The following is a 24,103-nucleotide window of genomic DNA, read 5'->3' on the forward strand; positions in this document are numbered from 1 at the left end:
GCCGCCGGGGTTCGCGCCCCGGCGGCCTGTTCAAGCGCTGCGCAAGCCGTTAGCGAGGCGCGTTCCAACCAGAAGCGGGCAGATCAGTGACTGAGACTATCCTTTACGGCATTCCCAATTGCGACACGGTCAAGAAGGCGCGCACATGGCTCGATGCGCAGGGCGTCGACTACGCGTTTCACGATTACAAGAAGCAGGGCACCGATCCGGTCAAGCTGGCCGCATGGATCGAGACGGCGGGCGTCGATACCGTGCTCAATCGCCGCGGCACCACCTGGCGCAAGCTGCCCGAGGCCGACAAGGCCGATGTCGATGCGGCAAAGGCCGCCCGATTGCTGCAAGACAATCCGTCCATGATCAAACGCCCCATCGTCGAAGACGGCGGGGCCCTGCTGGTCGGTTTCAAGGAAGACGAATGGTCCGCGCACTTTTCCTGATCCTCGCGGCACTCGGTGCCGTCCCCGCGGCTGCTGCGGCCGAAGGCGACTTTCTCGTCATCGCGCATCGCGGCGCCAGCGGCGAACGGCCCGAGCATACGCTGGCCGCGTATGAGCGCGCGATCGACCAGGGGGCGGACTATATCGAGCCCGATCTCGTGGCGACGAAGGACATGCGGCTGGTGGCGCGGCACGAGACCGAGATCGGCGAGACGACCGATGTCGGCACGCGCGAGGAATTTGCCGATCGCAAGCGCTCGAAGACGATCGAGGGGCGGCTGGTGACCGGCTGGTTCGCCGAGGATTTCACGCTGGCCGAATTGCGCAGCCTGCGCGTGAAGGAACGGTTGCCCGGATTGCGGCCGGCCAATGCGCGGTTCGACGGGCTCTACCAGATCCCGACCTTTGAGGAGATCGTGACGCTGGTGCGCGCGAAAGAGGCCGAAACCGGCCGCGCGATCGGCATCTATCCCGAGCTCAAGCACCCCACCTGGCTGCTGCAGGAAGAGGGGATTGACACGGTCGACCTGCTCGCCACTGCGTTGCGCAAAGCCGATCTCGACGACGCCGATGACCGGGTATTTGTGCAGGCGTTCGAAATCGGCCCGCTGCAGCGGCTGGATGCGCTGGTCGAGAGCCCGCTGGTGCTGCTGATCGCGGTCGGGGGCGGTCCCTATGACGAACCCGCGATCACCTGGGACGAGTTGCTGACGCCCAGCGGTCTCGCCGACGTGGCGCAATATGCCGATGGTATCGGCCCCTATCTGGGCCGTGTCCTCGCTGCGGATGGAAGTCCAACTGCGCTGATCGCCGATGCGCATGCGGCGGGGCTGGCGGTCCATCCGTGGACCCTGCGAAAGGAAAATGCCTTCCTCCCGCCCGCGCTGCGCAAGGGTAGCGACGCCGCCGCGCCGGGCGATCTGGCCGCGCTGGTTCGCATGGTTGTGGCAGCAGGGGCCGATGGTGTCTTCACCGACGATCCCGCGCTGGTGCTCAGCGCGCTCGGGCGGTGACGATGTAGTTCAGCGACAGATCGCCCGACAGATGCAGGCCCTTGGCGGGTGAGAAGCCGATCCCGCGCGGTTCGCCCATGTCGAGGCCCGCATCGCCGAGCAATTCGTCTAGTTCCTCGGGCGTGATGAAATCGTCCCAGTGATGCGTGCCCTTGGGGATCAGCCCGATGCCTTCGGCCGCGCCGATCATCAGCAGCCGCGATTGCGGCGTGCGGTTAGGGGTCGACAGCACCATCAGCCCGCCCGGCGCCAGCCGGCTGGCAAGCGCCGCCACGAAGGCACGCTTGTCGGCAACATGTTCGATCACCTCCATTGCAGTGACCAGGTCGAAGCTGCCGATATCCAGCGCGCCGGCCTCGCCCGCGATATAGCGGATATCGAGACCCGCGCCTTCGGCATGCACCGCTGCAGCTGCGGCGTTCTCGGGCGCGGCATCGACGCCGGTGACATCCGCCCCCAGCCGCGCCAGCGGTTCGCACAGCAAGCCGGCACCGCAACCCACGTCGAGCGCGGTCTTGCCCGCGAGCGGTTGGCGCGCCTCGATGTCGCCTGCCCAGTGCAGGTCGATCGCCTCGCGCAGGAATTGCAGCCGCACGGGATTGAGCCGGTGGAGCATGGCCGAAGAGCCCCTGGGGTCCCACCAATCCTTGGCCAGCCTGCCGAAATGCGCGGCTTCGTCGGCGCGGATCGTTGCGCCCGAAATTGTGCCGGCCGAAGTATTGCTACGCGGCTGTGTGGTTGCATCGCTCATGCCCTCTGGCTAGCAGCCTAGCTCGACGCATTCCAGCACGGAGACCTCTACGCTTGGCCCGTATCGTGATGAAATTTGGCGGCACCTCGATGGCGGGGACCGAACGCATCCGGCGCGTGGCCAATATCGTGCGCAAGCAGCAGGCGCGCGGGCACGAGGTCGCGGTGGTGGTTTCGGCCATGGCGGGCGAGACCGACCGGCTGGTCAATTTCTGCCGCGAGGCCAATGCGCTCTACGACCCGGCGGAATACGACGTGGTGGTGGCGAGCGGCGAACAGGTCACCAGCGGGCTGCTGGCGCTGACGCTGCAGTCGCTCGGTTGCCAGGCGCGCAGCTGGCTCGGCTGGCAGATGCCGATCAACACGATCGAGGCGCATGCCAAGGCGCGGATCGACAGCATCGATGCGGACGCGCTGATCGCCAGCATGGAGCGCGGCGAGATCGCCGTGATCCCCGGCTTCCAGGGCCTGTCGGGCGAGGGCCGGCTGACCACGCTGGGCCGCGGCGGGTCGGATACGTCAGCAGTAGCGGTGGCTGCAGCCATTGGCGCGGATCGCTGCGACATCTATACCGATGTCGACGGTGTCTATACCACCGACCCGCGGATCGTCGCCAAGGCGCGCAAGCAGACCGCGGTGACCTATGAGGAAATGCTCGAACTCGCCAGCGTCGGGGCCAAGGTGCTCCAGACACGCTCGGTCGGGCTGGCGATGAAGGAGGGCGTGCGCGTGCAGGTCCTTTCCAGCTTCGTCGGCGACGACGCGGTTCCCGCAGACGAATACCCCGGCACGATGATCGTGTCGGAGGAAGAAATGAACGCACTGGTGGAGAAGGGCGATATGGAACGCCAGCACGTGACCGGCATCGCGCATGACAAGAACGAGGCCAAGGTGATCCTCACCCGCGTGCCCGACAAGCCCGGCGCGGTGGCCCACATCTTCGAACCGCTCGCCGCGGCCAGCATCAATGTCGACATGATCATCCAGAATGTCGGCCGCGACAAGGGCGAGACCGACGTGACCTTCACCGTGCCGCAGGCCGACCTTGCCCGCGCGCAGGCGCTGCTCGAGGACAAGCGCGACGACATCGGCTACAACCGCCTGATCACCGACAGCAAGGTCGCCAAGATCAGCGTCGTCGGCGTCGGCATGAAAAGCCATGCGGGCGTCGCCAGCACGATGTTCAAGGCGCTGGCCGACCGCGCGATCAACATCCAGGCGATCACCACCAGCGAGATCAAGGTCAGCGTGCTGATCGACGAGGACGAGACCGAACTCGCGGTCCGCGTGCTGCACACCGCCTATGGGCTGGACGCTGCCGACGAGGCGGCATGAGCCACACCGCCCGGATCCTCCTGCTCGGCTCGGGCGAGCTGGGGCGCGAATTCGTGATTTCGGCCAAGCGGCTCGGCGCCTATGTCGTGGCCTGCGACAGCTATGACGATGCGCCCGCCATGCAGCTGGCCGATGCACGCGAGGTGTTCTCCATGCTCGATGGCGAGGCGCTGCGCCGTGTAACCGAAAAGCACCGGCCCGATTACATCGTCCCCGAAATCGAGGCGATCCGCACTTCGGTACTGGCCGAACTGGAGGAAGAGGGCTTCACCGTCGTCCCCTCTGCGCGCGCCGCGCAGCTGACCATGAACCGCGACGCGATCCGCGACCTTGCGGCCAATGATCTGGGCCTCGTTACCTCCCGATATCGCTACGCCAAGAATTTCGAGGAAGTGCAGGCGGCCGCGCAGCACACCGGGCTGCCCTGTGTGATCAAGCCGGTCATGTCGTCATCGGGCAAGGGCCAGTCGACCGTGCGCGACGCGGCCGAGCTTGAAGCGGCTTGGGCCTATGCCTGCGCCAACATGCGCGGCGACCGCCAGCGCGTGATCGTCGAGCAATTCGTCGATTTCGATTACGAGATCACGCTGCTAACCGTGCGCCACAAGGACGGCATCAGCTTCTGCCCGCCGATCGGCCACCGGCAGGAACGCGGCGATTACCAGGAAAGCTGGCAGCCCACACCGATGACCGACGCGGCGATCGCCAAAGCGCAGGACATGGCGCGCACAGTGGTCGACGATCTGGGCGGCTACGGCCTGTTCGGGGTGGAGTTCTTCGTGAAGGGCGAGGACGTGATCTTTTCCGAGCTGTCCCCGCGCCCGCACGACACCGGCATGGTCACGCTGGTCAGCCAGAACCTCACCGAATTCGACCTGCATGCGCGGGCAGTTATGGGGCTGCCGGTCCCGCCCGTGCTGCGCGCACGGCCCGCCGCCAGCGCGGTGATCCTTGCCGAACGCGACAGCGAGACACTCGCTTATGACGGGCTGGCCGAGGCGATGGCCGACGGCGCCGATATCCGCATCTTCGCCAAGCCCACCAGCCGTCCCTACCGCCGCATGGGCGTGGCGCTGGCCACGGCGGGCGATACCGACGAGGCGCGCCGCATCGCACGCGACGCAGCGCACAAGGTCCGCATCGACTACGGCGACTAGCCCTCTCAGCCGAACAGCATGACATTCATCAACCGGCCCGGCAGCAGGAATGCGGCAAGGCCGGGAAAGACCAGCCCGGTGAGATAGGTGAACACCAGCTGCCGCCTGTGGCCGGTAATATTGCCGCGCCGCGCGGTCGCGACCGAACGCCAGGCGGAAAAGATGGTCAGCGGCACGAAGATATGGATCGGGCTGTAGCTGCCGCCGGTCTTGATGAAGATCGCCGAGAAGGCAGTGAGCAGCATCAGCAGCAGCCAGACCTTGCCCAGCTGCTTGTGCCGCGCATCGCCCTTGCGCGTCAGCAGGACATAGGCGCCCAGCGGGATCGCGGGGATCACCGCCACCACATGGATCGCGATCGCCACATTGCGAAGGCGCGGCAGTTCGGGCGTCAGTCCGCCTAGCGCGCGGCCGATTGCGACCACGCACAGCAGCGTCATGACAGTGCCGACGATCGTCACCAGCGCGCGGCTGACCGGGCCGATATCGAAACCGGAAGGCGTGCGGGCGGTGAAGGGGGCGGGAAGCGCGAATGCGAACATCGGTAGGTCTCCATGACGGGTCGTTGCACCTGCCTTGGTGGCAGCGCGACATTCGCGGGCAAGCGGACCTGCGCGAATGGGCCGCCCGCTTCGCAAAAGGGGCGCAAATCGGGCGCTTGGCCACTTTACGAAGCGCGAACGGGCACTAGTCTGCGCAGCCATGAACCAGCCCCAGACCGCTTCCGCGCGAATCGCCCGCAAGCTCGTGATCGACCTGTCGGTGATGACGGTGATCGGGCTGGTGCTGGCAATGATCGGTCCGTTCGGGACCGCTACTGCGCCGCTCGCGCTGCGGCTGGTGAGCTGGGTCGGGCTCGCCTGGCTCGGCTACGCCTTCTACCGCCCGCTGGCACCGCTGGTCGCGTGGCTGCATATGCGGCTTGAGCTGCCCAAGGTCGGGCTGTGGATCGGTTTGATCCTGCTCGCGACCATGCCGCTGACGGCGGCGATCTGGGTCATCGAATTCCTGCCCGGGCCGATCCCCGCACCAACCCTCGAAGATGCGTTGCTCGCCTATCTCAACGTGCTGGTGATCGGGGCCAGCATCGTGGTGGTGTTCTACCTGCTCGAACGCGGCAAGGGAGATACGCATGGGCAAGCCAGCGCGCTATCGCCTGCCGAAAAGCCCACTCCGCAAGACGACCTGCGGCCCGCGTTCCTCGCGCGCCTGTCGGCCGAACTGGGGTCCGACCTGATCGCGCTCGAGATGGAGGATCACTACGTCCGCGCGCATACCATGCTCGGCTCGGACTTGGTGCTGCTGCGCCTGCGCGATGCGCTGGGCGAGCTCGACGGGATCGACGGCGCGCAGGTCCATCGCAGCTGGTGGGTAGCGCGCGATGCGGTGGAGGGTGTCGAGCGCGAGGGGCGCAGCGTCCGGCTGGTGCTGCCGCGCGGGATCGCGGCGCCGGTCGCGCGCAGCCGCATGGCCGAACTGACCAAGGCGGGCTGGTTCTAAGCGGGTTGCCGTTGCGGCAAGCGCGCCGTAAGCGCCCAGCCATGAGCACCTATCCCAAGACCGCCCGCCTGATGCAGCGCGGCGCAGATTTCCTCGGCAGCGAAACCGCCATCCTGTGCGGCGCGATGAGCTGGGTTTCCGAGCGCACGCTCGTCTCCGCCATTTCCAATGCGGGCGGCTTCGGCGTGATTGCCTGCGGGGCGATGACCCCCGACCTGCTCGACGCCGAGATCGCCGCGACCAAGGCGCTGACCGACAAGCCCTTCGGCGTGAACCTGATCACCATGCATCCCGACCTGTTCGACCTTATCGCCGTTTGCGAAAAGCACGCGGTGGGCCATGTCGTGCTGGCGGGCGGCATCCCGCCCAAGGGCAGTGTCGAGGCGATCAAGGGCGGCAAGAACCCCGCCAAGGTCATCTGCTTCGCGCCCACGCTGGCGCTGGCCAAGAAGCTGCTGCGATCGGGCGCGGATGCGCTGGTGATCGAGGGGATGGAAGCCGGCGGCCATATCGGCCCCGTATCGACCAGCGTACTGGCGCAGGAAATGCTGCCCGAACTGGCCGAAGACCATCTGATCTTCGTCGCTGGCGGGATCGGCCGGGGCCAGGCGATCGCAGGCTATCTGGAAATGGGTGCGGCAGGTGTCCAGCTCGGCACGCGTTTCGCCTGCGCGCAGGAAAGCATCGCGCATCCCGATTTCAAGAAGGCCTTCTTCCGCGCTTCGGCCCGCGATGCGGTGGCCAGCGTCCAGGTCGATCCGCGCCTGCCGGTGATCCCGGTCCGCGCGCTAAAAAACAAGGGAAGTGAACTATTTACTCGGAAACAGATCGAGGTTGCCGGCGTTCTGGACCGTGAGGAGATCGCGATGAACGAAGCGCAATTGCAGATCGAGCATTATTGGGCGGGCGCATTGCGCCGTGCGGTCATCGACGGCGATGTCGAGAACGGCAGCCTGATGGCCGGGCAATCGGTCGGCATGCTCAAGGAAGAAGAGCCGGTCGCCGCGATCATCGACAAGCTGATGGCCCAAAGCGAAGCAGCGCTCGCGCGTCGCTGATATGCCCCCTCGCCCGCTCGACCTCGATGTCGCCATCTATCGCGATCGGGTGCAGGTCACCAATCGCGCCACCACAACCTTTGCCGACCAGCGCGCCAATCACGAGTTTTCGAACGCGGCCTCGGTAGTCGCCGAACCGCGTTATCTGGAAGACACGATCGTCCGCGCGATCCGTCAGCTCGCGCATGAGGACAGGGCGTTCATGCTGTGCGATCCGATCGCGCATGTGGTCGGCTGCGAGACTGCGCTTGACGAATCCGAACGCTACATCGTGGAAAGCGCCTTGCACCAGTCGGGCATGAAGACGGTGGTCTTCGAGATCGACTGACCAAGCCTGTATTGCGGCCGGCCAAGCCTGTTTGCGCTTGCACCGTTGGGCGCGGGGCGCACATGAGAGCGCATGTCCGACCCATTCGTCCTGACCCTGTCCTGTGCCGATCGTCCCGGGATCACCGCGCGCGTCACCTCATTCCTGTTCGAGCGCGGCGGCAACATCCTCGAAGCGCAGCAGTTCAACGACCGGATGAGCGACGCCTTCTTCATGCGCGTCGAATTCGATCCGGGCGCGATCTCGCGCGATGCCTTCCGCGCCGAGTTCGCCCCGCTGGCAAGCGAATTGGCGATGGAATGGAAGCTGTCGCTGCGCGACCGCCCGCGCCGCGTGCTGATCATGGTCAGCAAGTTCGACCATTGCCTGGCCGACCTGCTCTATCGCTGGCGGATCGGCGAATTGCCGATGGAGCCGGTGGCGATCGTATCGAACCATCCGCGCGAGGCGATCGAGCACACCGATCTCGGCGACCTCCCGTTCCACCATCTGCCGATCACCCGCGACACCAAACCCGCACAGGAAGCGCAGGTGCGCGCGATTGCCGAGCAAAGCGGGGCCGAACTGGTTGTGCTGGCGCGCTATATGCAGATCCTGTCGGATGAGCAGGCGGCGCATTTCGCCGGGCGCTGCATCAATATCCACCACAGCTTCCTGCCCGGCTTCAAGGGCGCCAAGCCCTATCACCAGGCCTATGAGCGCGGGGTCAAGATGATCGGCGCGAGCGCGCATTACGTCACCGGCGATCTCGATGAAGGTCCGATCATCCACCAGGATGCCGAGAGCATCGGCCATGCCGACACCCCCGATGCGCTGGTCCGCAAGGGCCGCGATATCGAAAGCCGCGTGCTCGCCGAAGCGGTCCGCCTGCATCTGGAAGAGCGCGTCCTGCTCAACGGCCAGCGGACAGTGGTGTTCAGGGGCTGAGCAGCTCTTTCCACGGCGCCATGGCAGCGTCGTCGCCGGATAGCGGGTCCCACACCGTCGCCATCCGCGCACGCGCTGCCTGTTCGTCCATCCCGGCCTCGAGATCGGTCAGGTAGAAGAACGCCGTGACGCGGTAGTTCATGATGCAATGGACATGCACCGGCGCTTCGCTCTGCTCCAGCGCGGCACGAAACGCCGCGACATGGCGCGCATCCGGCGCATCGAACGGCACGGGAATATGCGTGTAGCCGATCCCCTGCTCGGCCAGCAGCCGCTCTTCATCCGCTAACGCTTCGGGATGATCGTCCAGCGCCAGATTGATCACATGGCGCACGCCGATGGCCGCCAGCCTCGCCGGGTCGTCCGGCTCGAGCTTGCCCGACGTGGTGATCCCGTCGGGCCGCCTGCGCCAGTTCCTGATGTCGGATGGGTCGTCCACGCTCAGCGTGCGGCGACGCGGGTCTTGGCGCGTTCGACCTCCATCGCCTTGTCCTCATTGGCGCGCTTGATGACATATTGGCGGATCGCCTCGACCTCGTCCTCGGATAGCGATGGGGCGAAGCTGGCCATGCCATTGTCGCTCAGCGCGCCGCCATGGACGATCTGCAGCCACGCGGTCCGGTTTTCGAGCGCACCCGAGCGGCGCAGGTCGGGCAATTCGGTCGATCCGACCGCGCCCGGCGCATGGCACACCGCGCAATAGCGGGCGTATTTGCTGCCCCCCAGCGCAAGGGTCGCGGCACTCGCGCGCGACGGCGGCGGGTCGAGCGCGGCCAGCGTGAAGTCGGGTTCTTCGGGCAGGGCAGCGGTGCCGCCCAGCTTGAACGCCAGCAGGCGGCTGATGTTGCGCACCGGACGCATATTGTCGATCAGCGCGCCATCGGCGGAGATCGCGAAGGCGCCGCCCCAGCCGGCCAGAACCGCGACATATTGTTCGCCGTTCACGGTGTAGGTGATCGGCGGGGCGACCACGCCGGTCTGCGCGGCGAAACTCCACAGCCGTTCGCCATTGGCCGAATTATAGGCAGCGAACTCGCTGCCCGAATTGCCCTGGAAGACCAGCCCGCCGCCGGTCGCCAGCAGGCCGCCGTTCCACGGGCCCGGGTGCTCGACGCTCCAGCGCGCTTCCTGCGCCACCGGGTCCCACGCGACCAGCTTGCCCTTGATCGTGCCCTGCACCTCGCGGCGGATGCCCAGATCGGGCGGCAGGTCGCCCGCGCCCAGGTCGAAGCCGATGTTGAACCCGCGCGCGCGGTCGGGCTTCCAGTTCGCTTCGGGGGCATAGAGCATCGCGGCCTCGAAGGCGGGGATGTACACGAGGTTTTCGCCCGGATGGTATGCCATCGGGTGCCAGTTGTGCCCGCCCAGCGGCCCGGGCATCACCAGCGCAGGCTGACCGGTGATGTCGATCCGCGTTTCGGGATTCATCTGCGGGCGGCCATCCTCGCTCATCCCGGTCGACCAGTTGAGCGGGATATAGGGTTCGGCGGAAATGAACTCACCCGTCGCACGGTCGAGCACGTAGAAATAGCCGTTCTTGGGCGCCTGCATCAGCACCTGCCGGCTGCGTCCGTCGATTTCCATGTCGGCCAGCACGATGTGCTGCGTGGCGGTATAGTCCCAGGTCTCGCCCGGCGTGGTCTGGTAGTGCCAGACATATTCGCCCGTATCGGGCCGGATCGCGACGATGCTCGAAAGATAGAGGTTGTCGCCTTCGCCGCGCCCGTCTGCTCCGGGGCTGCGATAGGCGCGGTTCCACGGGCTGCCATTGCCGACCCCGAAATAGAGCAGGTCGAGCTCGGGGTCGTAGGCCATCGAATCCCACACCGTGCCGCCGCCGCCGATGCCGTCCTCGCCCGCCAGCGCATCACCGCTCCAGGTCTCGGCCGCGGTCTTGAGGTAGTCGGGCGCATCATCGCCCTCGTCGCCGGGCACGGTGTAGAAGCGCCACAGCTCCTCCCCGTTGTCGGCGTCATAGGCGGCGATATAGCCGCGCACGCCGAACTCGGCGCCGCCATTGCCGATCAGCACCTTGCCATCGACCACGCGCGGCGCGCCGGTGATGGTGTAGCTCTTGTCCTGGTCGACCGTAACCTTCTCCCACGCCACCGCGCCGGTGTCGCGGTCAAGCGCGACCAGCCGCCCGTCGAGCGTGCCGAAGAAGAGCTTGTCCCCCCAAGCCGCCAGCCCGCGATTGACCACGTCGCAGCACGCCTTCACTCCGGTTTCGCCGGGCACTTCGGGGTCGTAGCTCCACAACGGTTCGCCGGTCGCGGCGTCATAGGCGAAGACCTTGCTCCACGCGGTGGTGACATAGAGCTTGCCGTCCATCACCAGCGGGGTCGCTTCCTGCCCGCGCGCGGTGTCCATGTCGGAGAACCATGCAAGCCCCAGTTCGCCCACGCTGTCGCGGTCGATCTGGTCGAGCGGCGAGAAGCGCTGTTCGGCATAGCTGCCACCATGCGTGATCCAGTTGGCCGGGTCCTCGCCCGCATTGACCAGCCGGACGGTGTCGATCCCGCTTTCGGGTGCGTCCGCGGCACCCATCTTGCAGCCTGCCAGCGTCCCGCAAAACCCCAGCGCGGCCACTGCCGCCCAACCGATCCCTCGCATCATCCTCTCCCCGGCGACATTTGCGTCGCTCTATGCAACCTATCCTGCCGACGATGCGCGGGCTTGTCCATAAGGCTGCACCCTGCGAGGATCGGCGCGAACGGGGCTGCGAGGAGAGACGAGCGATGTGCGATGAACAGGATCTGGCGCGGTGGGCGCGCGGCAAGGTCTCGCGCCGGGCCTTCGGCGGCGGTGCGATGGCGGCGGGCGTGGCGGCTTGCGCGCCGGTCGATGCCAATGTCGATCGTCCGGCGGAGGCAGGCGGGCTGACCGAACGCATGGTCAGTTTCGCCGCACCCGGCGGGACGATGGACGGGTTCTTCGTCCATCCCGCGGACAGGGCGAGCCCGCTCGTGCTGTTCTGGCCCGACATTGCCGGACTGCGCGAAGCCAAGCGGCAGATGGCGCGTCGACTGGCGAGCGAGGGCTATGCCGTGTTCGTCGCCAATCCCTATTACCGCGATGTCGCAGGCGAGCAGTTCGCCGACTTCGCCGATTTCGCGGGCAATGGCGGCTGGGACAAGGCGCGCCTGTGGCGCGCAAAGCTCGATGCGGAAGCGATCCAGGCCGATGCGCGCGCCGCCACCGCATGGCTCGATACGCAGGACGCCGTCGATACCGCGCGCGGGATCGGCACGCAGGGCTATTGCATGGGCGGTCCCTTCACAGTGTGGAGCACGGCGGCGGTTTCGCGGATGAAAGCGGCGGGTAGTTTCCATGGCGGCGGGCTGGTGCGCGAGGGCGCGGACAGCCCGCACCGGATGCTGCGCGGCGATGCGCATTACCTGATCGCGATCGCGCAGAACGACGATGCCAAGGAGCCCGAGGCCAAGACCGAATTCCGCGCGGCCGCCGAGGCGGTGGGCGCGGCGGCGGAGGTCGAGGTCTATCCCGCCGACCACGGCTGGTGCGTGCCCGATTCGCCGTCCTACGACGAGGCCGAGGCCGAGCGGGCCTGGGCGCGCTTGCTGGCAACCTACGCTGCGGCGCTCTGACCGCTTTCGCTTGCCGCCAGCCCCGCGGGCGCTACGATGCGGGCGAATAGAGGAGGGTCGTGATGCTTGGTGGTACGCTTGTCCTGATGCTGCTGGTCCTGGTCGTTGTCATGTTCCTGGTGATGGGCGTGCGCATCGTGAAACAGGGCTTCGTCTATACCATCGAACGGCTCGGGAAATATCACCTCGCCGCCGATCCCGGCCTGCACATCATCTATCCCTTCATCGATCGCGTCGGTCACAAGATCAACATGATGGAGCAGGTGCTCGATATTCCGGGGCAGGAAATCATCACCAAGGACAACGCCATGGTCGGCGTGGATGCGGTGGTGTTCTTCCAGGTGCTCGATGCGGGCAAGGCGGCTTACGAGGTCTCGGGCCTCCACAATGCGATCCTGGCGCTGACGACGACCAATTTGCGCACCGTGATGGGTTCGATGGACCTCGACGAGACGCTGTCGAAGCGGGACGAGATCAACGCCCGGCTGCTCAGCGTGGTCGATCACGCCACCTCGCCCTGGGGGATCAAGATCACCCGGGTGGAAATCAAGGACATCCGCCCGCCGGTCGATATCTCCGAAGCCATGGCACGTCAGATGAAGGCCGAACGCCTCAAGCGTGCCGAAATCCTCGAGGCCGAAGGCGACAAGACAAGCTCGATCCTGCGCGCCGAGGGCCGCAAGCAATCCGCCATCCTCGAAGCCGAGGGCAAGCGCGAAGCGCAGTTCCGCGATGCCGAAGCGCGCGAGCGCGCGGCGCAGGCCGAAGCCAAGGCGACCGAGATGGTTTCCAACGCCATCGCCTCTTCGGGCAACCAGGCGATCAATTACTTCATCGCGCAGGAATACACCAAGGCAGTGGGCAAGTTCGCCGACAGCCCCAATGCGAAGACCATCCTGTTCCCGGTCGAGGCGACCCAGCTGATCGGCTCGCTCGGCGGTATCGGCGAACTGATCAAGGGTACATTCGACGGCGTCGAGGGCACGGTGGACAGCGGTATGCCGATCCCCGCCGGCCGCGGTAACGCGCCCCCGCGCCGCACCAGCGTCCCGCGTTCGCGCGGCGAGTGAGCGGAATTGCGATGGATGGCATCGAATCCTACTGGATCTGGCTGATCCTCGGCCTCGCCCTGGCCACGCTCGAGATGGTCGTGCCCGGGGTCTATCTGATCTGGCTGGCGATGGCGGCGCTGGGCATCGCGGTGCTGGCCTTTGTCTCGGCGCCCCCGCTGGCGCTGCAGATCATCGCCTGGCTGTCGCTCTCGTTGATCCTCGCCTTTTCGGCAAAGCGCTGGCTGCGCGACCGCCCGGTCAGCTCCTCCGACCCGTTGCTCAACAACCGCGTCGGCCGGCTCCACGGCGAAACCGCTTTAGTGACGCAGGCGATCGAAAGCGGCTCGGGCCGCGTGAAGGTGGGCGATAGCGAATGGATCGCACGCGGGGCGGATACCGCCGCGGGTGCGCGCGTGCGCATCATCGGCAGCAATGGCGCCGAACTGCTGGTCGAGCCGGTCGCGCTGCTCGAAGGCGATAGCCCGCCCGGAGGCGAGGGCTAGCTCAGCCGTTCAGCGCTTCGGTGAAGCGGCCGTGCTTGCGGTAGCGCACCATCCATTTGTCGAGGAACAGGCCCAGCGGCTTGGGTTCGATGCCCAGCTTCGCGAAACCGGGCAACTCGCCCGAGACGACATTGCCCTGCTTGAGCAGCTTCCACTGGTCGCTGCCCATCGGTGTGCCCGGCAGCGCGGCGAAGGTCGCCGAAAGCGCGTCGGGCATCGCCAGGAAAGTGCGCTTGCGTTGCTGCGCGGCGGCGATCGCTTCGTTGATCTGCATCATCGACATCTGCTCGGGCCCGCCAAGCTCGTAGGTCTTGCCGCCGAACGTGGCCGGGTCCTCGAGCGCGCGCACCGCCGCTTCGGCGACATCGTCGACATAGACCGGTTGCAGCTTCGCTTCGGGGGCGAAGACCGGCAGCAGGGGCAGCGCCGAAATCAGCCCGGCGAACATGTTGATGAAATTGTCGTCCTTGCCGAACAATATGCTCGGCCGCAGGATGGTCGCCTGGGGGAAGGCGGCAAGCACGCGCTCCTCGCCCAGCTTCTTGGCCGCGGCATATTCGATCTCGGTGCCCTCCTCGGGCTCTGCCGCGATCGCGCTCACATGGACGAACGCGCTTGCGCCTTCCTTGGCGGCGGCCTCGGCCATCCAGCCCGGTGCTTCGCCCATCAGCCGGCGCAGATTGCCGCCAAATGCGCCGACGAGGTTGATCACCGCATCCGCTCCGACGAGGCAGCGCTCGACCGACTGGCGATCGCTCGCATCGCAGCGGGCGAACTGCATCTGGCCGAGGTTGGCGAGCGGCTTGAGCTTGAACGCCTTTTCGGGGTTGCGGCTGGCGATCCGCACCCGCGCACCGCGCTCGAGCAGCGCCTGCGCCACGTAATTGCCGATAAAGCCGCTGCCGCCCATCAGCACTACCAGTCTGCCGTTCAACGCGCCGCTTTTCGCCATGGTATTCGCCTGTTTCCTCGAAGGGAGAAGTATCGCCACGCCCCTAGCCTCAACCCCCGCTGCGCCGCAAGCGTTCCGGCGGGTGTGAAAGGCGTTGACAGGTAAGCCACTGCTTCGCTAGTGGCCCGCGCCTACCCGCAGCCGTGCTACGACGACCGGCCAGCGACAGTGTGCCCAGATGGCGGAATTGGTAGACGCGCATGCTTCAGGTGCATGTATCCGCAAGGGTGTGGAGGTTCGAGTCCTCTTCTGGGCACCATTTGTTCTTCTCACGTTCTCCCAAATAATCTATAAAACCCGCAGAAATCCTAGGGATTTGGCCCTTGGATCGTTCCGGATCGTCCCGCCTGTTCTCGGGGGTTCCAGACACTTTTGTGGGCCTTTTGAGGCCGTTTCGCAAAGGCCCAGATGAAAAGGCCCCCACATGCCGCTGACAGATACTCGCCTCCGCGCTCTCAAGCCCAAGGACAAACCGTACAAGGTAACCGATGAGCGCGGCCTATATGTCGAGGTCACGCCGACCGGCAGCAAGCTTTGGCGATTCCGATACCGGATCGGTGGTGCGCAAAAGAAGCTCTGCATCGGCAGCTATCCTGACATCAGCCTCAAGCAAGCCCGAGACGCAGCCTACGAGGCACGACGAGCTGTTGCTTCTGGGGGCGACCCGGCCTTTGAGAAGCGGAAGCGGAAAATCCGCGCCGAGTTCCTTTCTGCACAGACGTTCGAGGCAGTCGCGCGTGAATATATCGAGCAGATGATGGTCCAGAATGGCCGCGCCGATGGCACGATCGTCAAGGCCAATTATTTCCTCGACAAGCTTGCGCCTGCCATCGGTAACCGACCCATCCACGAGATCGAGCCGTTCGAAGTCCTGGCTCCTCTGAAACGACTGGAAGCCACTGGTAAGCACGAGACTGCGAAGAAATGCCGCTCGTTCGCAGGCCGCGTGTTTCGTTACGGTGTCGCTACCACCCGCTGCAAATCCGATCCGACCAGTATGCTGAAGGGCGCTCTCGTAACGCCGAGAGCCACGCATTATGCAGCAATCCTCGAGCCCACCGAGCTAGGCGGGCTGCTGCGCGCAATCGACGACTTCACTGGCTACATGGTGACCAAGTTTGCTTTGCAGATCGCGCCGCATGTGTTCGTACGTCCCGGCGAACTCCGCCACGCCGAATGGCATGAGATCGACCTGGTCGATGGGGTCTGGAAGATCCCTGCCGGTAAAATGAAAGCGCGCCGAGCGCATGCCGTCCCGCTGTCCAAGCAAGTTAGAGGTTATCTCACAGACCTGGCCGAGATGCTCGGCCGCGAAGGATATGTCTTCCCGTCTGCGCGCAGCTCCAAGCGTCCCATGAGTGAAAACACGCTCAATGCCGCATTTCGTCGCATGGGATATTCGAAGGAAGAAGTCACCGCGCATGGACTCCGGGCGACAGCATCGACATTCCTGAACGAGTCGGGCCTTTGGAATCCCGATGCGATCGAGCGTGCCCTGGCACATGGCGACAGCAATGTTGTGCGTGGCATCTACCATCGCGGCAAACATTGGGAAGAGCGCGTGCGCATGGCTCAATGGTGGAGCGACTACCTCGATGAGCTCCGGACAGGAGGAAAGGTCATCATGGGAAAGTTTGCGAATGGTTGATCGGAAGAACGAATTTCTTCTCAGCCAGTGCAGGATTGAAGGCTCAGGACGAGCCCTATCAGGGACACTGACGCGAGCAAGGCGAACTCAATTCTGATGCCCCAGACTTTAAGCCACTTCCGCATCGTGCTGAGCCTCAGTTCGCAGAGCTTTGGCAGCTAAGCTGATCGAACCGTTCAGCAACAGTCTTCCACGTTGCTATGCCTGCCTCGTCCCCTTCGTTGGAAAGTCGCTGGATCTGCTTTGCGATAAACGCGGCTCCCTCTTCGCCATGGTTCTTTTCGACCCAAAGTGCAACGGCCCACAATTCTTGATCGCGGTTCAGCACCATGGTTCACGTCGCCCGGTCCAGGTCCGCGCCAGCCCTTCGCTGACCAACTGATCGCCAAGCGAGCGGCCGCCGCGCGTTACGACCCGCAGTTTACGACCGTACTGATCCTCATCTCTGCTTCCGATGGTCCTCAGTTCAAAGGGTCCGCCATTGAGCAATTCGACAAGGCGATGCGTCGCGCGCATGCCGAGTTGGTATTCATAATCGCAACGAGGCTCGCTGATCTCTGGTGTATCGATGTCAGCAATGCGGATCTTTACGCCATCAAGCCAGAAGGTATCTCCATCCACGACGCATGTGCGCCGGACGGATCCGCAAATGTCGAATTGTGGGAAGCTCGCTTGCTGGAATAAAGTTTGAGGCTGCTGATCGTCGTTAGCAATGCTGGCATCATGGACTGGCCAGGTGAGTGCCAGCATCCCTCCAGCAAATACGATCGCGAATGCTCCCAATCCCAACGCGATCTCCTTTCTCAGCTTCCGGCGCTTCTGTGCCTTCAACGACTTGCGAAAATCGAACGGCTCACCGGGGGTCTCATTCACTAGCGTTGTCCGTTTTCATTCCGGCACATGATTTCAGACAATAGCCGGAAATCAGGCAGTTTCGTCAATTGTACGTACCAATTGCTTGCCAACGTCCCAACACGGACCGGACATATTGCGGTGTTTCACCGTTGCTGGGAATGCCGCGTGATCGGGAGACGGCACCTGGGCCCGCATTGTAAGCAGCCAAGGCCAGGTGGACCGCGTCGAACCGGTCCAACATATCGCGAAGATACCGGGCGCCACCGTCGATCGATGCAAGAGGGTCATGACGGTTCCGGACGCCCAGTTCGCGCGCCGTGGCCGGCATAAGCTGCGCCAGCCCGGCAGCACCGGCTGGACTCACAGCCATCGGATTAAAGCGGGATTCAGCCCAGATAAGAGCACGAAGCAGGTTGGTCGGAAGCCCGTAACGGCGCTCAGCCTCGGCTATCGCCGCCATATACAGGCTTTCCCGATAGGATATGTTTGCTGGCTCGGCCTGGTAGATTGCAGGAAGATATTGCCTTGCCGGCTGCTGGTCCGTCTTCGGCGGAACGACCGCGTGTTCGAACAAGGTGAAATCCTGGGCGCGGACTTGCTGAGAGGAGGTCGCGATCATTCCCAAACAGGCGACCGCTATCGCGGTCCGACGATTGAGGCGGGTCATCTCGAGTGGTGCTCCATTGATTCGAATCGATATAGAACATAAGTAGAACATATGCCTGTAGGAAATCGGGAATTGGATTTTGGGGCTTTCGACCAAGCAAAAAGCGACATCGGGAGGTGCGATGCACGGGATTCGCGCAGGCTGATCGCGCAACAGCGCTGACTGTGCCGGCATCTGAGCGAAGAGAGCCGCGATATGCGCGCAGGCGACCGAAATTCGCGCGAATCGTCGGAGGAAGCTGATCGTTCCTTCCTCTATGTTCTCTAAATGTTCTTTTTGTTTTCCTACAGGCTTCCTTCGCGGTTAGCCGGAGAGTCGATCACTCTGGAGATAAGGATTCGTCGATGACCAACATGGCGCTCTTTGCCGAACAACAGGTTCGCGCCGACCTCGCCCGGCTGCTTTTGGCCGCCGTCGAAGCCAGCGGCCGTGCCCGCTGCGACATCGCTCGCGACGCGCAGATCCATAAGGATGCCCTGCGCCGTGTTCTTGCGGGCGAACGCTCGGCCAGCCTCGGCGAAGCCTTGCGCATTCTTGCCGCGAGCGGCGTCGCGCCGCACGCACACCTGCTCCTGTTCCTCGTCAGCGGCGGCGATCACGCGATTGCGTGGCTGCAATCGGACCTCGCGCAATTCTTCGAGGACTTTTCCGGCGAACTGCCTTCAGCGCTCGAGCGTGTCTTGGGCAACCAGGTTCACGATGTGAAGCCGCGCTGGGCCAAGGGGACCGCGCACCGCGTCGCCCGCTTGCTCTCCGACCACATCGACGAGCTCGAACGCAAGGATGCGCTGCTTGGCGATGTCTTTGCCGGTGCCGAGGGAGGCCATCGTGGGTGAAGAGATAGACAAAGGAGCGACCGAAACCCGGCGGGTGACGCGGCTCATTCGCCTGCCCGAAGTTCAGCATCGCGTCGGGCTTGGCCGTTCGACAATCTATCGCTGGATGGCCGAGGGCAAGTTTCCGAAGCCCGTGCAGCTGGGTGGATATGCGGTCGCATGGGCAGAAGACGAAGTGGAGGCCTGGATTTCGGACCGCCTGAAGTGACCGCTTATTGGTCTGGAGCTGACTGGTTGGAGGCGGACGTGCCATCGACAGGGGCAGTCAAAGGCATCCTTTGCGCGGTCGCCGGATCGAAGCAGTCGGCCCGATACCCTCGAGTATTGGGAGCGCTCGTCGCTGCAAGAACCGAGCTGATTTCGGAAGCCACCGGCGCCTATTAAGGAACATACAATATTGAGTAGGTCGAGCCGATCATGACAAAGTGCATCGAACAAGATTTCCCGTGTCAAAATCAAGAGTACGATGCGTTCGATCAAATAGCGCTCTTAGAACTAAGCCAGCCAATTTCTGCCCATGAGTTGGTGAACGAGAGCGCATTTTGTGCGGAACTGCCGGTCGACGACGAACTTCGTATTGGGAACATAACGTACAAGCTCTATCTTAAATTCCTCCGTGGTCAGACAGGCCTCTATCACCTGTGGGTAGACTATGACGCCTGCGACGACCATGGCAATTACACGATGTTATGCGTGTATGTCGGGAAAGGGTTTGCTGAGCTTCGCGTTGATAGCCACGTCAAAAAAATGGCCGAAGAATGCCCAGCTATACGTGACATTCACCAGCATGGAGAATCGTCTCTCTAAGTACTACGAGCAATTGTTTCTCGATGTGTACGATTTCGAATTAAACAACATTGAGAATTCTGGCGCAGAACATCTGTTTGCGGTTTGGGATGAGGAACGCCATCACTTGGAAACGCACTTGAATGAGGTTTCCAATCTGAGCAAAATTCAAAGTTTCGACGACTGGTAAGAAGTCGTAATCCGACCGGCCTCAGGTCGAACGAACTCCAGTCTACAGCCCACGCCGTTACCGGTCTGGACGTCTGGTGTTTTGGCGCAGAGCGGCGGCTATATTACACCCCAAAAGCGACCGCCGAGCACGAATATGGCCGCATGATTCTTCAAGAGATCGCACACCTGCGTGGAGCAATGAGAGCTTCCGGATCAGATCGGCTTAATGCCTTCGAATTGGACATCGGCAGCGTGTCCCCGCCAGATGGGCCTTTCAACGTTTTCCGCCAACGCAAAGCCAAAAGATGCGAAATTCCCCAAGTGACTGAGAGCTTCGCATTGCTTAGCGATGGCCTCTACGTTGCTCGGGATCTGAGCCACCTTTTCTGGATATCGCGCTGCTCGTACGATTACCCACTCGGGTCCATTGTCTCCGACAAATCAGATGTTCGGATCGACGTTGGGATTTGAGTGAGTGGACATGATCTCGAAACCCTTCCTTTGGAGCCATTGCTTGACAACTTGAACTGCAAAATCAAGTAGTTCCCAGTCGGTAACCTCAATGAGTTCATCTGAGGCCAGGGAAAACGGATCGACCGATTGCGCGTTTCTAAGGTCGATCAAGCCCCAACCGCCCAACTGCGGTTTCCAGCCTGTCAGCGTCCTTCCCATCGGCCAGAGGTGACCTTCCCCCCGAAAAGTGGTCCGTTTTGAGAGTTAGGATTTCGGCTATTTACGGCTTGAAAGGGGCTGATGAATGGCACGGAAGAGATACACGCCGGAACAGATTATCGGGATACTGCGTGAGGCCGAAGTTCGGCTCTCGCACGGAGAGAAGATCGGGGAGATCAGCCGATCGCTGGGGATTTCGGAGCAGAGTTACTATCGCTGGCGACGCGAGTACGGTGGGCTGAAGGTCAGCCAGGCTCGGCGATTGAAGGATCTCAAGAAGGAGAACCAGCGGCTCAGGAAGGCGGTGTCTGATCTTACGCTCGATGCGCTGATCCTGAAGGAGGTTGTCGAGGGAAAGTACTGAGCCCTTCACGGCGTCGGCTGGCCATCGACCATGTGCAGGAGGCATTGGATATCTGCCAGCGCCGTGCCTGCCGGGTCGTTGCCCAGCACCGCTCGACCCAGCGCAAGCTGCCCGCACCACCAGCCGACGAGAAGCCGCTGACAGCTGCAATCATCCGGCTGGCCCAGCAATATGGTCGCTACGGCTATCGCCGGATCACGGCGCTGCTGCGCAATGAAAGTTGGTTGGTGAACGCCAAGCGGGTCGAGCGGATCTGGCGCCGTGAAGGGCTCAAGGTTCCGCAGAGACAGCCAAAGCGCGGGCGTCTGTGGTTCAACGATGGATCATGCGTGAGGCTGCGTCCGCAATATAGTGGCCATGTGTGGAGCTACGACTTCGTCATGGATCGCACCCATGACGGCAAGGCCTTCCGCATGCTTACCGTGATCGACGAGTACAGCCGCCAGTGCCTGGCGATCCATGTCCAGCGCAAGCTCAAGAGCGATGATGTCCTGGCCGTGCTGACCGAGCTGTTCCAACGCCATGGTCCGCCTGATCACATCCGTAGCGATAATGGCGCTGAGTTCACTTCTCATGCCGTGCGCGACTGGCTCTGGCGGATTGGTGTGAAGACCCTCTACATCGAACCCGGATCACCATGGGAGAATGGCTACAACGAATCCTTCAACGGCAAGCTCAGGGATGAGCTTCTCAACGGGGAGATCTTCTACACTCTGAAGGAGGCAATCATCCTGATCGAGCGCTGGCGTATCCACTACAACACCGTCCGGCCACACTCTTCGCTGGGCTACCAGCCGCCGGCCCCACAAACGATCTTGCCTCGTCCTGCCATGCTGCCTTACGCTGCGCTCCAGGCCGCCCAGCAGGGCGACCCCAACCGCCGGAACTCTAACTTAACCGGTGGACCACCCTGATGGGGCAGGTCAGCAGCATGGTGGCGGCAGGCACCGCTTCGGCAGGTTTCTGTTCGGTCATTTCCACTCTTCTCCCTTGATGTAGCCAATATCGGTGCCGGGCGGCCGTGGTCTAAGCGTTCATTGTGTGTGGTCTTATCAGTTCCATCTAGGAATGAGTGCTATTCCCGCGAAAGCCAGAACAATTCCTGCCAGTAACAACGATTGGTCGGCCAGCAATGCGGCAGAGATGATCAACGCTGCCACCACCGGACCCTTGACGGGGGTGCTGCGGTCCTCTTCCCGCGTCAGATGGTTCAGACTGGCTGGGTCGATGGATACCTGAATCGTACCTGATCGAGCGACCGAGGCAACGTTATCGATTAGCTCGGGCAGCGATGCCGAGAAATCAAGCAGGCCACTGCGGACCTTGGCCAAATGATCCCGCGCGGCTCCGATCGAAAATCGCTCGGCAAACAATTGCATCACGATCGGCTTCGTTTCTTCGGCGATATTGTAGTCCGGCGCCAAAGAGCGAACGAAGCCCTCTGCGGTCAGCAGGGTGCGCAGCAAAATAGCGAGGTCGGGCGGCAATACGAGGCGATAATCGCGCAACAATCCGAAAACCCGATCGAAAATTGCCGCGAATTCTATCCCGGCAAGAGCTGTGCCGCTAAATTCCGCGATCAGCTCATCCAGGTCCATCACCAATTGCGCGCGATCCACGAGTGGATTGCCTGCCCAGTCGAGCAGCAGATCGGCCACCTTGTCTATCTGTCCGTTCGCGATAGCGAAAATCAGTCGGACGATTTCCTGACGCCGCGCGCCGCTGAGAAAGCCGACCGAGCCGAAATCGATGAAGCCTACCTGGTTCCCTTCCATCCAGAAGACGTTGCCGGGATGCGGGTCGCCATGAAACTCTCCATTGAGAAGGATCATCCGTAGCACTGCATCGGCATAGCGCTTCGCGAACTGGGCATTCCCTGCCGGATCAGTTGCCGGGTGCCGCGACGCGGGCTTTCCGCCCAGGGCTTCCTGCACATTGATCGTCAAGCCTGTGAGTTCCCAGTGGATCGCGGGCGTCTTCACCCCAAGCATCTCCAGATAACCGCCAATCCTTTCACAGGCACGTGCTTCTGCCGCCAGGTCCATCTCCCGCGCTAAATTCTTGGCGAATGTCTGAAGGAATTCCACGGGTCGATAGCGAGCAATGTCGCTTGACCGACGCTCGGCGAGGCCCGCGAGCCGTGTCAACAGCCTCATGTCCGCCTCGATCCTGGACGCCATGCCGGGTCGGCGGATTTTCACGATAGTCTCGCTTCCGTCCAGCAGGGTTGCGACATAAGTCTGCGCGATAGAGGCTGAGGCGATCGGGTTTCTCTCGAAAGCGGCGAATTCACGTTCCCAGTCGCTGCCCCAAGCCGATACAATCACCGGTTCGATCTTATCGAACGGCAGCGGTTCCACCTGGTCGTGGAGAGTGCCGAACGCGGAAATCCAGGGTTGTGTAAACAGATCGCTTCTGGTCGCCAGGAGCTGGCCAAGCTTTATTCCGACAGGGCCGACATCGCGCAACAGCGCCACCACCGATGCAGGACGCAAGTCCTCGGTATCTGGCTCATTCTCCGAAACCGGCATAAAGCCAAGCAAGCTTCCGAGATTTTTCAGACCGTGCCGGGCGAAAATCTGACCGAGTTCTGCTAGCCGCGTCAGTTCACCGACACTGTTTTCCAGATCATGCTTCATCGGCTTTCTTCGCAAGTGTCAGCCTGCTTCTGATTCTCCGCAACTTTTCGAAGCATCGTACGCAGGAGGTCGATTTGAGGCGCAGACATTCCCTTCCAGAGAATTTCGTGGAGTCGATCAGCCGCTTCGCGCAGTTCCGGCCAGATGGTTCTTACTTGCTCGGTGAGGTGGAGGTTCCAAACCCTTCGATCGTGCGCCGCCCGCTCTCGCTCGATCAAACCTTTTTCAACCAAAACTGCGACAGCCTGTCCTATCGTCGCCGATTCAAGCTCGAGCAGGCGAGAAATCTCGGTCTGTGTTAGCGTAGGTTCTCGCAACAAGGACGCGATGATCCGCCATTGTGTTTGATTGAGGTCGAGCCCCACGATCAGAGCGTCGAAGGTCCGCCGAGCGGTCCTGTTCACCTCTTCTAGCAAATAAAGGATGTCATCCTTTTCGTTGGGGGCGTAATCACGTATCTCATCTTTCGGCATATGCTTATCCATAGCGCTATCTTGGAAGGCTCGCGCATGCCTGGCGTGTTCAAGCTCAGCGTCAACCATATTCGCTAGCAGTGCCGCCATGCAAACACTCGCTGATTTCACGCTACAGCAGAAACTGAATCCGATGGTCGCTCAAGCTGATAAGGAACCGAACTGCGCTGGGTGAGTGCGGGGGCTCCGGCCACCTCGCCTGCCACGACTGCCGGGATGTTATGATCGCATGCGCTCGGCGTCCCTCATCTGAGCATCAGACCCCCTGAAGGGCAAACGCGGGCGTGAACGCGGGGCATGGGCTCGATTTCGAGTGATTATGGCTCGCTGCCCAGATTGTCATGCATCCTAGCCAGCGATCCGCGTAAGCGC

Annotated in this window: 27 protein-coding genes and 1 tRNA gene; 17 read left to right on the forward strand and 11 right to left on the reverse strand. The window is 62.9% G+C overall.

Annotated features, from left to right (window positions below; translation table 11 throughout):
• Positions 1-86 precede the first annotated feature (86 nt).
• Positions 87-437, forward strand: a complete 351-nt coding sequence (locus V6B15_RS00385; RefSeq protein WP_334199628.1) for an ArsC family reductase — start codon at positions 87-89, stop codon at positions 435-437.
• Complete coding sequence (locus tag V6B15_RS00390; RefSeq protein ID WP_334199629.1) at positions 416-1,450, forward strand: glycerophosphodiester phosphodiesterase family protein; 1,035 nt, start codon at positions 416-418, stop codon at positions 1,448-1,450. The genes V6B15_RS00385 and V6B15_RS00390 overlap by 22 nt, the downstream gene beginning before the upstream one ends.
• Here the strand turns inward: V6B15_RS00390 and ubiG are convergent.
• The gene (ubiG, locus tag V6B15_RS00395) at positions 1,431-2,201 is read right to left on the reverse strand and encodes a bifunctional 2-polyprenyl-6-hydroxyphenol methylase/3-demethylubiquinol 3-O-methyltransferase UbiG (RefSeq protein ID WP_334199630.1); all 771 of its coding nucleotides are present in this window, start codon (positions 2,199-2,201) and stop codon (positions 1,431-1,433) included. The two genes, V6B15_RS00390 and ubiG, sit on opposite strands and share 20 nt — an antisense overlap.
• Positions 2,202-2,254: 53 nt before the next feature.
• Between ubiG and V6B15_RS00400 the strand changes: the two genes are divergently transcribed.
• Both V6B15_RS00400 and purT read left to right on the forward strand, forming a co-directional pair.
• Entirely contained in the window at positions 2,255-3,535 is a 1,281-nt protein-coding gene (locus V6B15_RS00400; protein WP_050601771.1) for an aspartate kinase, read from the forward strand.
• Positions 3,532-4,692 carry a formate-dependent phosphoribosylglycinamide formyltransferase gene (gene purT, locus V6B15_RS00405; RefSeq protein WP_334199631.1) on the forward strand — a complete coding sequence of 387 codons (1,161 nt, stop codon included), beginning with the start codon at positions 3,532-3,534 and terminating at the stop codon, positions 4,690-4,692. Before V6B15_RS00400 ends, purT begins: the two co-directional genes overlap by 4 nt.
• A 5-nt stretch (positions 4,693-4,697) precedes the next feature.
• Here purT and V6B15_RS00410 read toward each other — a convergent pair whose 3' ends face one another.
• Positions 4,698-5,234, reverse strand: coding sequence for a DUF2306 domain-containing protein (locus V6B15_RS00410; protein WP_334199632.1), 537 nt, complete (start codon positions 5,232-5,234; stop codon positions 4,698-4,700).
• Between the two features lie 160 nt (positions 5,235-5,394).
• On the opposite strand from V6B15_RS00410, the gene V6B15_RS00415 reads away from it, so the two are divergent.
• The 4 genes from V6B15_RS00415 (at position 5,395) to purU (ending at position 8,505) form a co-directional block, all read left to right on the forward strand.
• Positions 5,395-6,192, forward strand: a complete 798-nt coding sequence (locus V6B15_RS00415) for a LytTR family DNA-binding domain-containing protein (RefSeq protein ID WP_334199633.1) — start codon at positions 5,395-5,397, stop codon at positions 6,190-6,192.
• A 41-nt stretch (positions 6,193-6,233) separates the two neighbouring features.
• Complete coding sequence (locus V6B15_RS00420; RefSeq protein WP_334199634.1) at positions 6,234-7,250, forward strand: NAD(P)H-dependent flavin oxidoreductase; 1,017 nt, start codon at positions 6,234-6,236, stop codon at positions 7,248-7,250.
• Position 7,251: 1 nt separating this feature from the next.
• Positions 7,252-7,578 carry a hypothetical protein gene (locus V6B15_RS00425; protein ID WP_334199635.1) on the forward strand — a complete coding sequence of 109 codons (327 nt, stop codon included), beginning with the start codon at positions 7,252-7,254 and terminating at the stop codon, positions 7,576-7,578.
• A 72-nt stretch (positions 7,579-7,650) separates the two neighbouring features.
• Positions 7,651-8,505, forward strand: coding sequence for a formyltetrahydrofolate deformylase (gene purU, locus V6B15_RS00430; protein WP_334199636.1), 855 nt, complete (start codon positions 7,651-7,653; stop codon positions 8,503-8,505).
• Here purU and V6B15_RS00435 read toward each other — a convergent pair.
• Together V6B15_RS00435 and V6B15_RS00440 are read right to left on the reverse strand one after the other, a co-directional pair.
• Entirely contained in the window at positions 8,495-8,944 is a 450-nt protein-coding gene (locus V6B15_RS00435; RefSeq protein WP_334199637.1) for a protein tyrosine phosphatase family protein, read from the reverse strand. The genes purU and V6B15_RS00435 overlap by 11 nt on opposite strands.
• A gap of 2 nt (positions 8,945-8,946) precedes the next feature.
• Positions 8,947-11,121 (reverse strand): PQQ-dependent dehydrogenase, methanol/ethanol family, encoded by a 2,175-nt coding sequence (locus V6B15_RS00440; protein ID WP_334199638.1) that lies wholly within the window; start codon positions 11,119-11,121, stop codon positions 8,947-8,949.
• Between the two features lie 122 nt (positions 11,122-11,243).
• On the opposite strand from V6B15_RS00440, the gene V6B15_RS00445 reads away from it, so the two are divergent.
• The 3 genes from V6B15_RS00445 to V6B15_RS00455 all read left to right on the forward strand — a co-directional run bounded on the left by V6B15_RS00445 (position 11,244) and on the right by V6B15_RS00455 (position 13,668).
• Positions 11,244-12,113, forward strand: a complete 870-nt coding sequence (locus V6B15_RS00445) for a dienelactone hydrolase family protein (protein WP_334199639.1) — start codon at positions 11,244-11,246, stop codon at positions 12,111-12,113.
• Positions 12,114-12,175: 62 nt separating this feature from the next.
• A complete protein-coding gene (locus V6B15_RS00450) occupies positions 12,176-13,183 on the forward strand; it encodes an SPFH domain-containing protein (RefSeq protein ID WP_334199640.1) in 1,008 nt (335 codons plus the stop codon).
• 11 nt (positions 13,184-13,194) lie between these two features.
• Positions 13,195-13,668, forward strand: a complete 474-nt coding sequence (locus tag V6B15_RS00455; protein WP_334199641.1) for an NfeD family protein — start codon at positions 13,195-13,197, stop codon at positions 13,666-13,668.
• Position 13,669: 1 nt separating this feature from the next.
• On the opposite strand, the gene V6B15_RS00460 is transcribed toward V6B15_RS00455, so the two are convergent.
• Entirely contained in the window at positions 13,670-14,620 is a 951-nt protein-coding gene (locus V6B15_RS00460) for a complex I NDUFA9 subunit family protein (RefSeq protein ID WP_334199642.1), read from the reverse strand.
• A 172-nt stretch (positions 14,621-14,792) separates the two neighbouring features.
• On the opposite strand from V6B15_RS00460, the gene V6B15_RS00465 reads away from it, so the two are divergent.
• Positions 14,793-14,879 (forward strand) — tRNA-Leu (locus V6B15_RS00465).
• A 165-nt stretch (positions 14,880-15,044) separates the two neighbouring features.
• The gene (locus V6B15_RS00470; RefSeq protein ID WP_222828596.1) at positions 15,045-16,268 is read left to right on the forward strand and encodes a tyrosine-type recombinase/integrase; all 1,224 of its coding nucleotides are present in this window, start codon (positions 15,045-15,047) and stop codon (positions 16,266-16,268) included.
• A gap of 136 nt (positions 16,269-16,404) precedes the next feature.
• On the opposite strand, the gene V6B15_RS15015 is transcribed toward V6B15_RS00470, so the two are convergent.
• The 3 genes from V6B15_RS15015 to V6B15_RS00480 form a co-directional block, all read right to left on the reverse strand.
• Complete coding sequence (locus tag V6B15_RS15015; RefSeq protein WP_176267530.1) at positions 16,405-16,599, reverse strand: DUF6961 family protein; 195 nt, start codon at positions 16,597-16,599, stop codon at positions 16,405-16,407.
• Positions 16,590-17,141: a thermonuclease family protein gene (locus V6B15_RS00475; protein ID WP_176267529.1), complete on the reverse strand. Its 552-nt coding sequence runs from the start codon at positions 17,139-17,141 to the stop codon at positions 16,590-16,592. Before V6B15_RS00475 ends, V6B15_RS15015 begins: the two co-directional genes overlap by 10 nt.
• A 64-nt stretch (positions 17,142-17,205) precedes the next feature.
• Positions 17,206-17,790, reverse strand: coding sequence for a lytic transglycosylase domain-containing protein (locus V6B15_RS00480; protein ID WP_253521855.1), 585 nt, complete (start codon positions 17,788-17,790; stop codon positions 17,206-17,208).
• Positions 17,791-18,134: 344 nt separating this feature from the next.
• Between V6B15_RS00480 and V6B15_RS00485 the strand changes: the two genes are divergently transcribed.
• From V6B15_RS00485 to V6B15_RS00495, 3 genes are all read left to right on the forward strand, one after another.
• The gene (locus V6B15_RS00485) at positions 18,135-18,626 is read left to right on the forward strand and encodes a hypothetical protein (protein WP_006834206.1); all 492 of its coding nucleotides are present in this window, start codon (positions 18,135-18,137) and stop codon (positions 18,624-18,626) included.
• Positions 18,619-18,834 (forward strand): helix-turn-helix transcriptional regulator, encoded by a 216-nt coding sequence (locus V6B15_RS00490; RefSeq protein ID WP_006834205.1) that lies wholly within the window; start codon positions 18,619-18,621, stop codon positions 18,832-18,834. The genes V6B15_RS00485 and V6B15_RS00490 overlap by 8 nt, the downstream gene beginning before the upstream one ends.
• Before the next feature lie 209 nt (positions 18,835-19,043).
• Entirely contained in the window at positions 19,044-19,433 is a 390-nt protein-coding gene (locus V6B15_RS00495) for a hypothetical protein (RefSeq protein ID WP_196793211.1), read from the forward strand.
• Positions 19,434-20,024: 591 nt separating this feature from the next.
• On the opposite strand, the gene V6B15_RS00500 is transcribed toward V6B15_RS00495, so the two are convergent.
• On the reverse strand, positions 20,025-20,255 hold the full coding sequence (locus V6B15_RS00500) for a hypothetical protein (protein WP_006834202.1): 231 nt from the start codon (positions 20,253-20,255) through the stop codon (positions 20,025-20,027).
• Between the two features lie 85 nt (positions 20,256-20,340).
• Here V6B15_RS00500 and V6B15_RS00505 point away from each other — a divergent pair.
• Positions 20,341-21,533 (forward strand): IS3 family transposase gene (locus V6B15_RS00505; protein ID WP_369765956.1). Its coding sequence is split into 2 segments (ribosomal slippage): positions 20,341-20,590 and positions 20,590-21,533, totalling 1,194 coding nucleotides; the frame shifts between segments, so codons are not numbered across the junction.
• 138 nt (positions 21,534-21,671) lie between these two features.
• Here the strand turns inward: V6B15_RS00505 and V6B15_RS00510 are convergent.
• Both V6B15_RS00510 and V6B15_RS00515 read right to left on the reverse strand, forming a co-directional pair.
• Positions 21,672-23,258, reverse strand: a complete 1,587-nt coding sequence (locus V6B15_RS00510; RefSeq protein ID WP_006834199.1) for an ABC1 kinase family protein — start codon at positions 23,256-23,258, stop codon at positions 21,672-21,674.
• Positions 23,255-23,821, reverse strand: coding sequence for a MarR family winged helix-turn-helix transcriptional regulator (locus V6B15_RS00515; RefSeq protein WP_006834198.1), 567 nt, complete (start codon positions 23,819-23,821; stop codon positions 23,255-23,257). The genes V6B15_RS00510 and V6B15_RS00515 overlap by 4 nt, the downstream gene beginning before the upstream one ends.
• Positions 23,822-24,103 lie beyond the last annotated feature (282 nt).

The organism is Qipengyuania sp. Mu-71 (assembly GCF_036867055.1).
Taxonomy (GTDB): Bacteria; Pseudomonadota; Alphaproteobacteria; order Sphingomonadales; family Sphingomonadaceae; genus Qipengyuania; species Qipengyuania profunda.

What these genes read in the sequence shown, in the direction of transcription:
- V6B15_RS00390 (WP_334199629.1), top strand. Translation starts at nt 416, where the DNA reads ATGGTCCGCGCACTTTTCCTGATCCTCGCGGCACTCGGTGCCGTCCCC.
- ubiG (WP_334199630.1), bottom strand. Translation starts at nt 2,201, where the DNA reads ATGAGCGATGCAACCACACAGCCGCGTAGCAATACTTCGGCCGGCACA.
- purT (WP_334199631.1), top strand. Translation starts at nt 3,532, where the DNA reads ATGAGCCACACCGCCCGGATCCTCCTGCTCGGCTCGGGCGAGCTGGGG.
- V6B15_RS00410 (WP_334199632.1), bottom strand. Translation starts at nt 5,234, where the DNA reads ATGTTCGCATTCGCGCTTCCCGCCCCCTTCACCGCCCGCACGCCTTCC.
- V6B15_RS00415 (WP_334199633.1), top strand. Translation starts at nt 5,395, where the DNA reads ATGAACCAGCCCCAGACCGCTTCCGCGCGAATCGCCCGCAAGCTCGTG.
- V6B15_RS00420 (WP_334199634.1), top strand. Translation starts at nt 6,234, where the DNA reads ATGAGCACCTATCCCAAGACCGCCCGCCTGATGCAGCGCGGCGCAGAT.
- V6B15_RS00425 (WP_334199635.1), top strand. Translation starts at nt 7,252, where the DNA reads ATGCCCCCTCGCCCGCTCGACCTCGATGTCGCCATCTATCGCGATCGG.
- purU (WP_334199636.1), top strand. Translation starts at nt 7,651, where the DNA reads ATGTCCGACCCATTCGTCCTGACCCTGTCCTGTGCCGATCGTCCCGGG.
- V6B15_RS00440 (WP_334199638.1), bottom strand. Translation starts at nt 11,121, where the DNA reads ATGATGCGAGGGATCGGTTGGGCGGCAGTGGCCGCGCTGGGGTTTTGC.
- V6B15_RS00445 (WP_334199639.1), top strand. Translation starts at nt 11,244, where the DNA reads ATGTGCGATGAACAGGATCTGGCGCGGTGGGCGCGCGGCAAGGTCTCG.
- V6B15_RS00450 (WP_334199640.1), top strand. Translation starts at nt 12,176, where the DNA reads ATGCTTGGTGGTACGCTTGTCCTGATGCTGCTGGTCCTGGTCGTTGTC.
- V6B15_RS00455 (WP_334199641.1), top strand. Translation starts at nt 13,195, where the DNA reads ATGGATGGCATCGAATCCTACTGGATCTGGCTGATCCTCGGCCTCGCC.
- V6B15_RS00460 (WP_334199642.1), bottom strand. Translation starts at nt 14,620, where the DNA reads ATGGCGAAAAGCGGCGCGTTGAACGGCAGACTGGTAGTGCTGATGGGC.
- V6B15_RS00470 (WP_222828596.1), top strand. Translation starts at nt 15,045, where the DNA reads ATGCCGCTGACAGATACTCGCCTCCGCGCTCTCAAGCCCAAGGACAAA.
- V6B15_RS15015 (WP_176267530.1), bottom strand. Translation starts at nt 16,599, where the DNA reads ATGGTGCTGAACCGCGATCAAGAATTGTGGGCCGTTGCACTTTGGGTC.
- V6B15_RS00480 (WP_253521855.1), bottom strand. Translation starts at nt 17,790, where the DNA reads ATGACCCGCCTCAATCGTCGGACCGCGATAGCGGTCGCCTGTTTGGGA.
- V6B15_RS00485 (WP_006834206.1), top strand. Translation starts at nt 18,135, where the DNA reads ATGACCAACATGGCGCTCTTTGCCGAACAACAGGTTCGCGCCGACCTC.
- V6B15_RS00495 (WP_196793211.1), top strand. Translation starts at nt 19,044, where the DNA reads ATGACAAAGTGCATCGAACAAGATTTCCCGTGTCAAAATCAAGAGTAC.
- V6B15_RS00500 (WP_006834202.1), bottom strand. Translation starts at nt 20,255, where the DNA reads ATGGGAAGGACGCTGACAGGCTGGAAACCGCAGTTGGGCGGTTGGGGC.
- V6B15_RS00510 (WP_006834199.1), bottom strand. Translation starts at nt 23,258, where the DNA reads ATGAAGCATGATCTGGAAAACAGTGTCGGTGAACTGACGCGGCTAGCA.
- V6B15_RS00515 (WP_006834198.1), bottom strand. Translation starts at nt 23,821, where the DNA reads ATGGCGGCACTGCTAGCGAATATGGTTGACGCTGAGCTTGAACACGCC.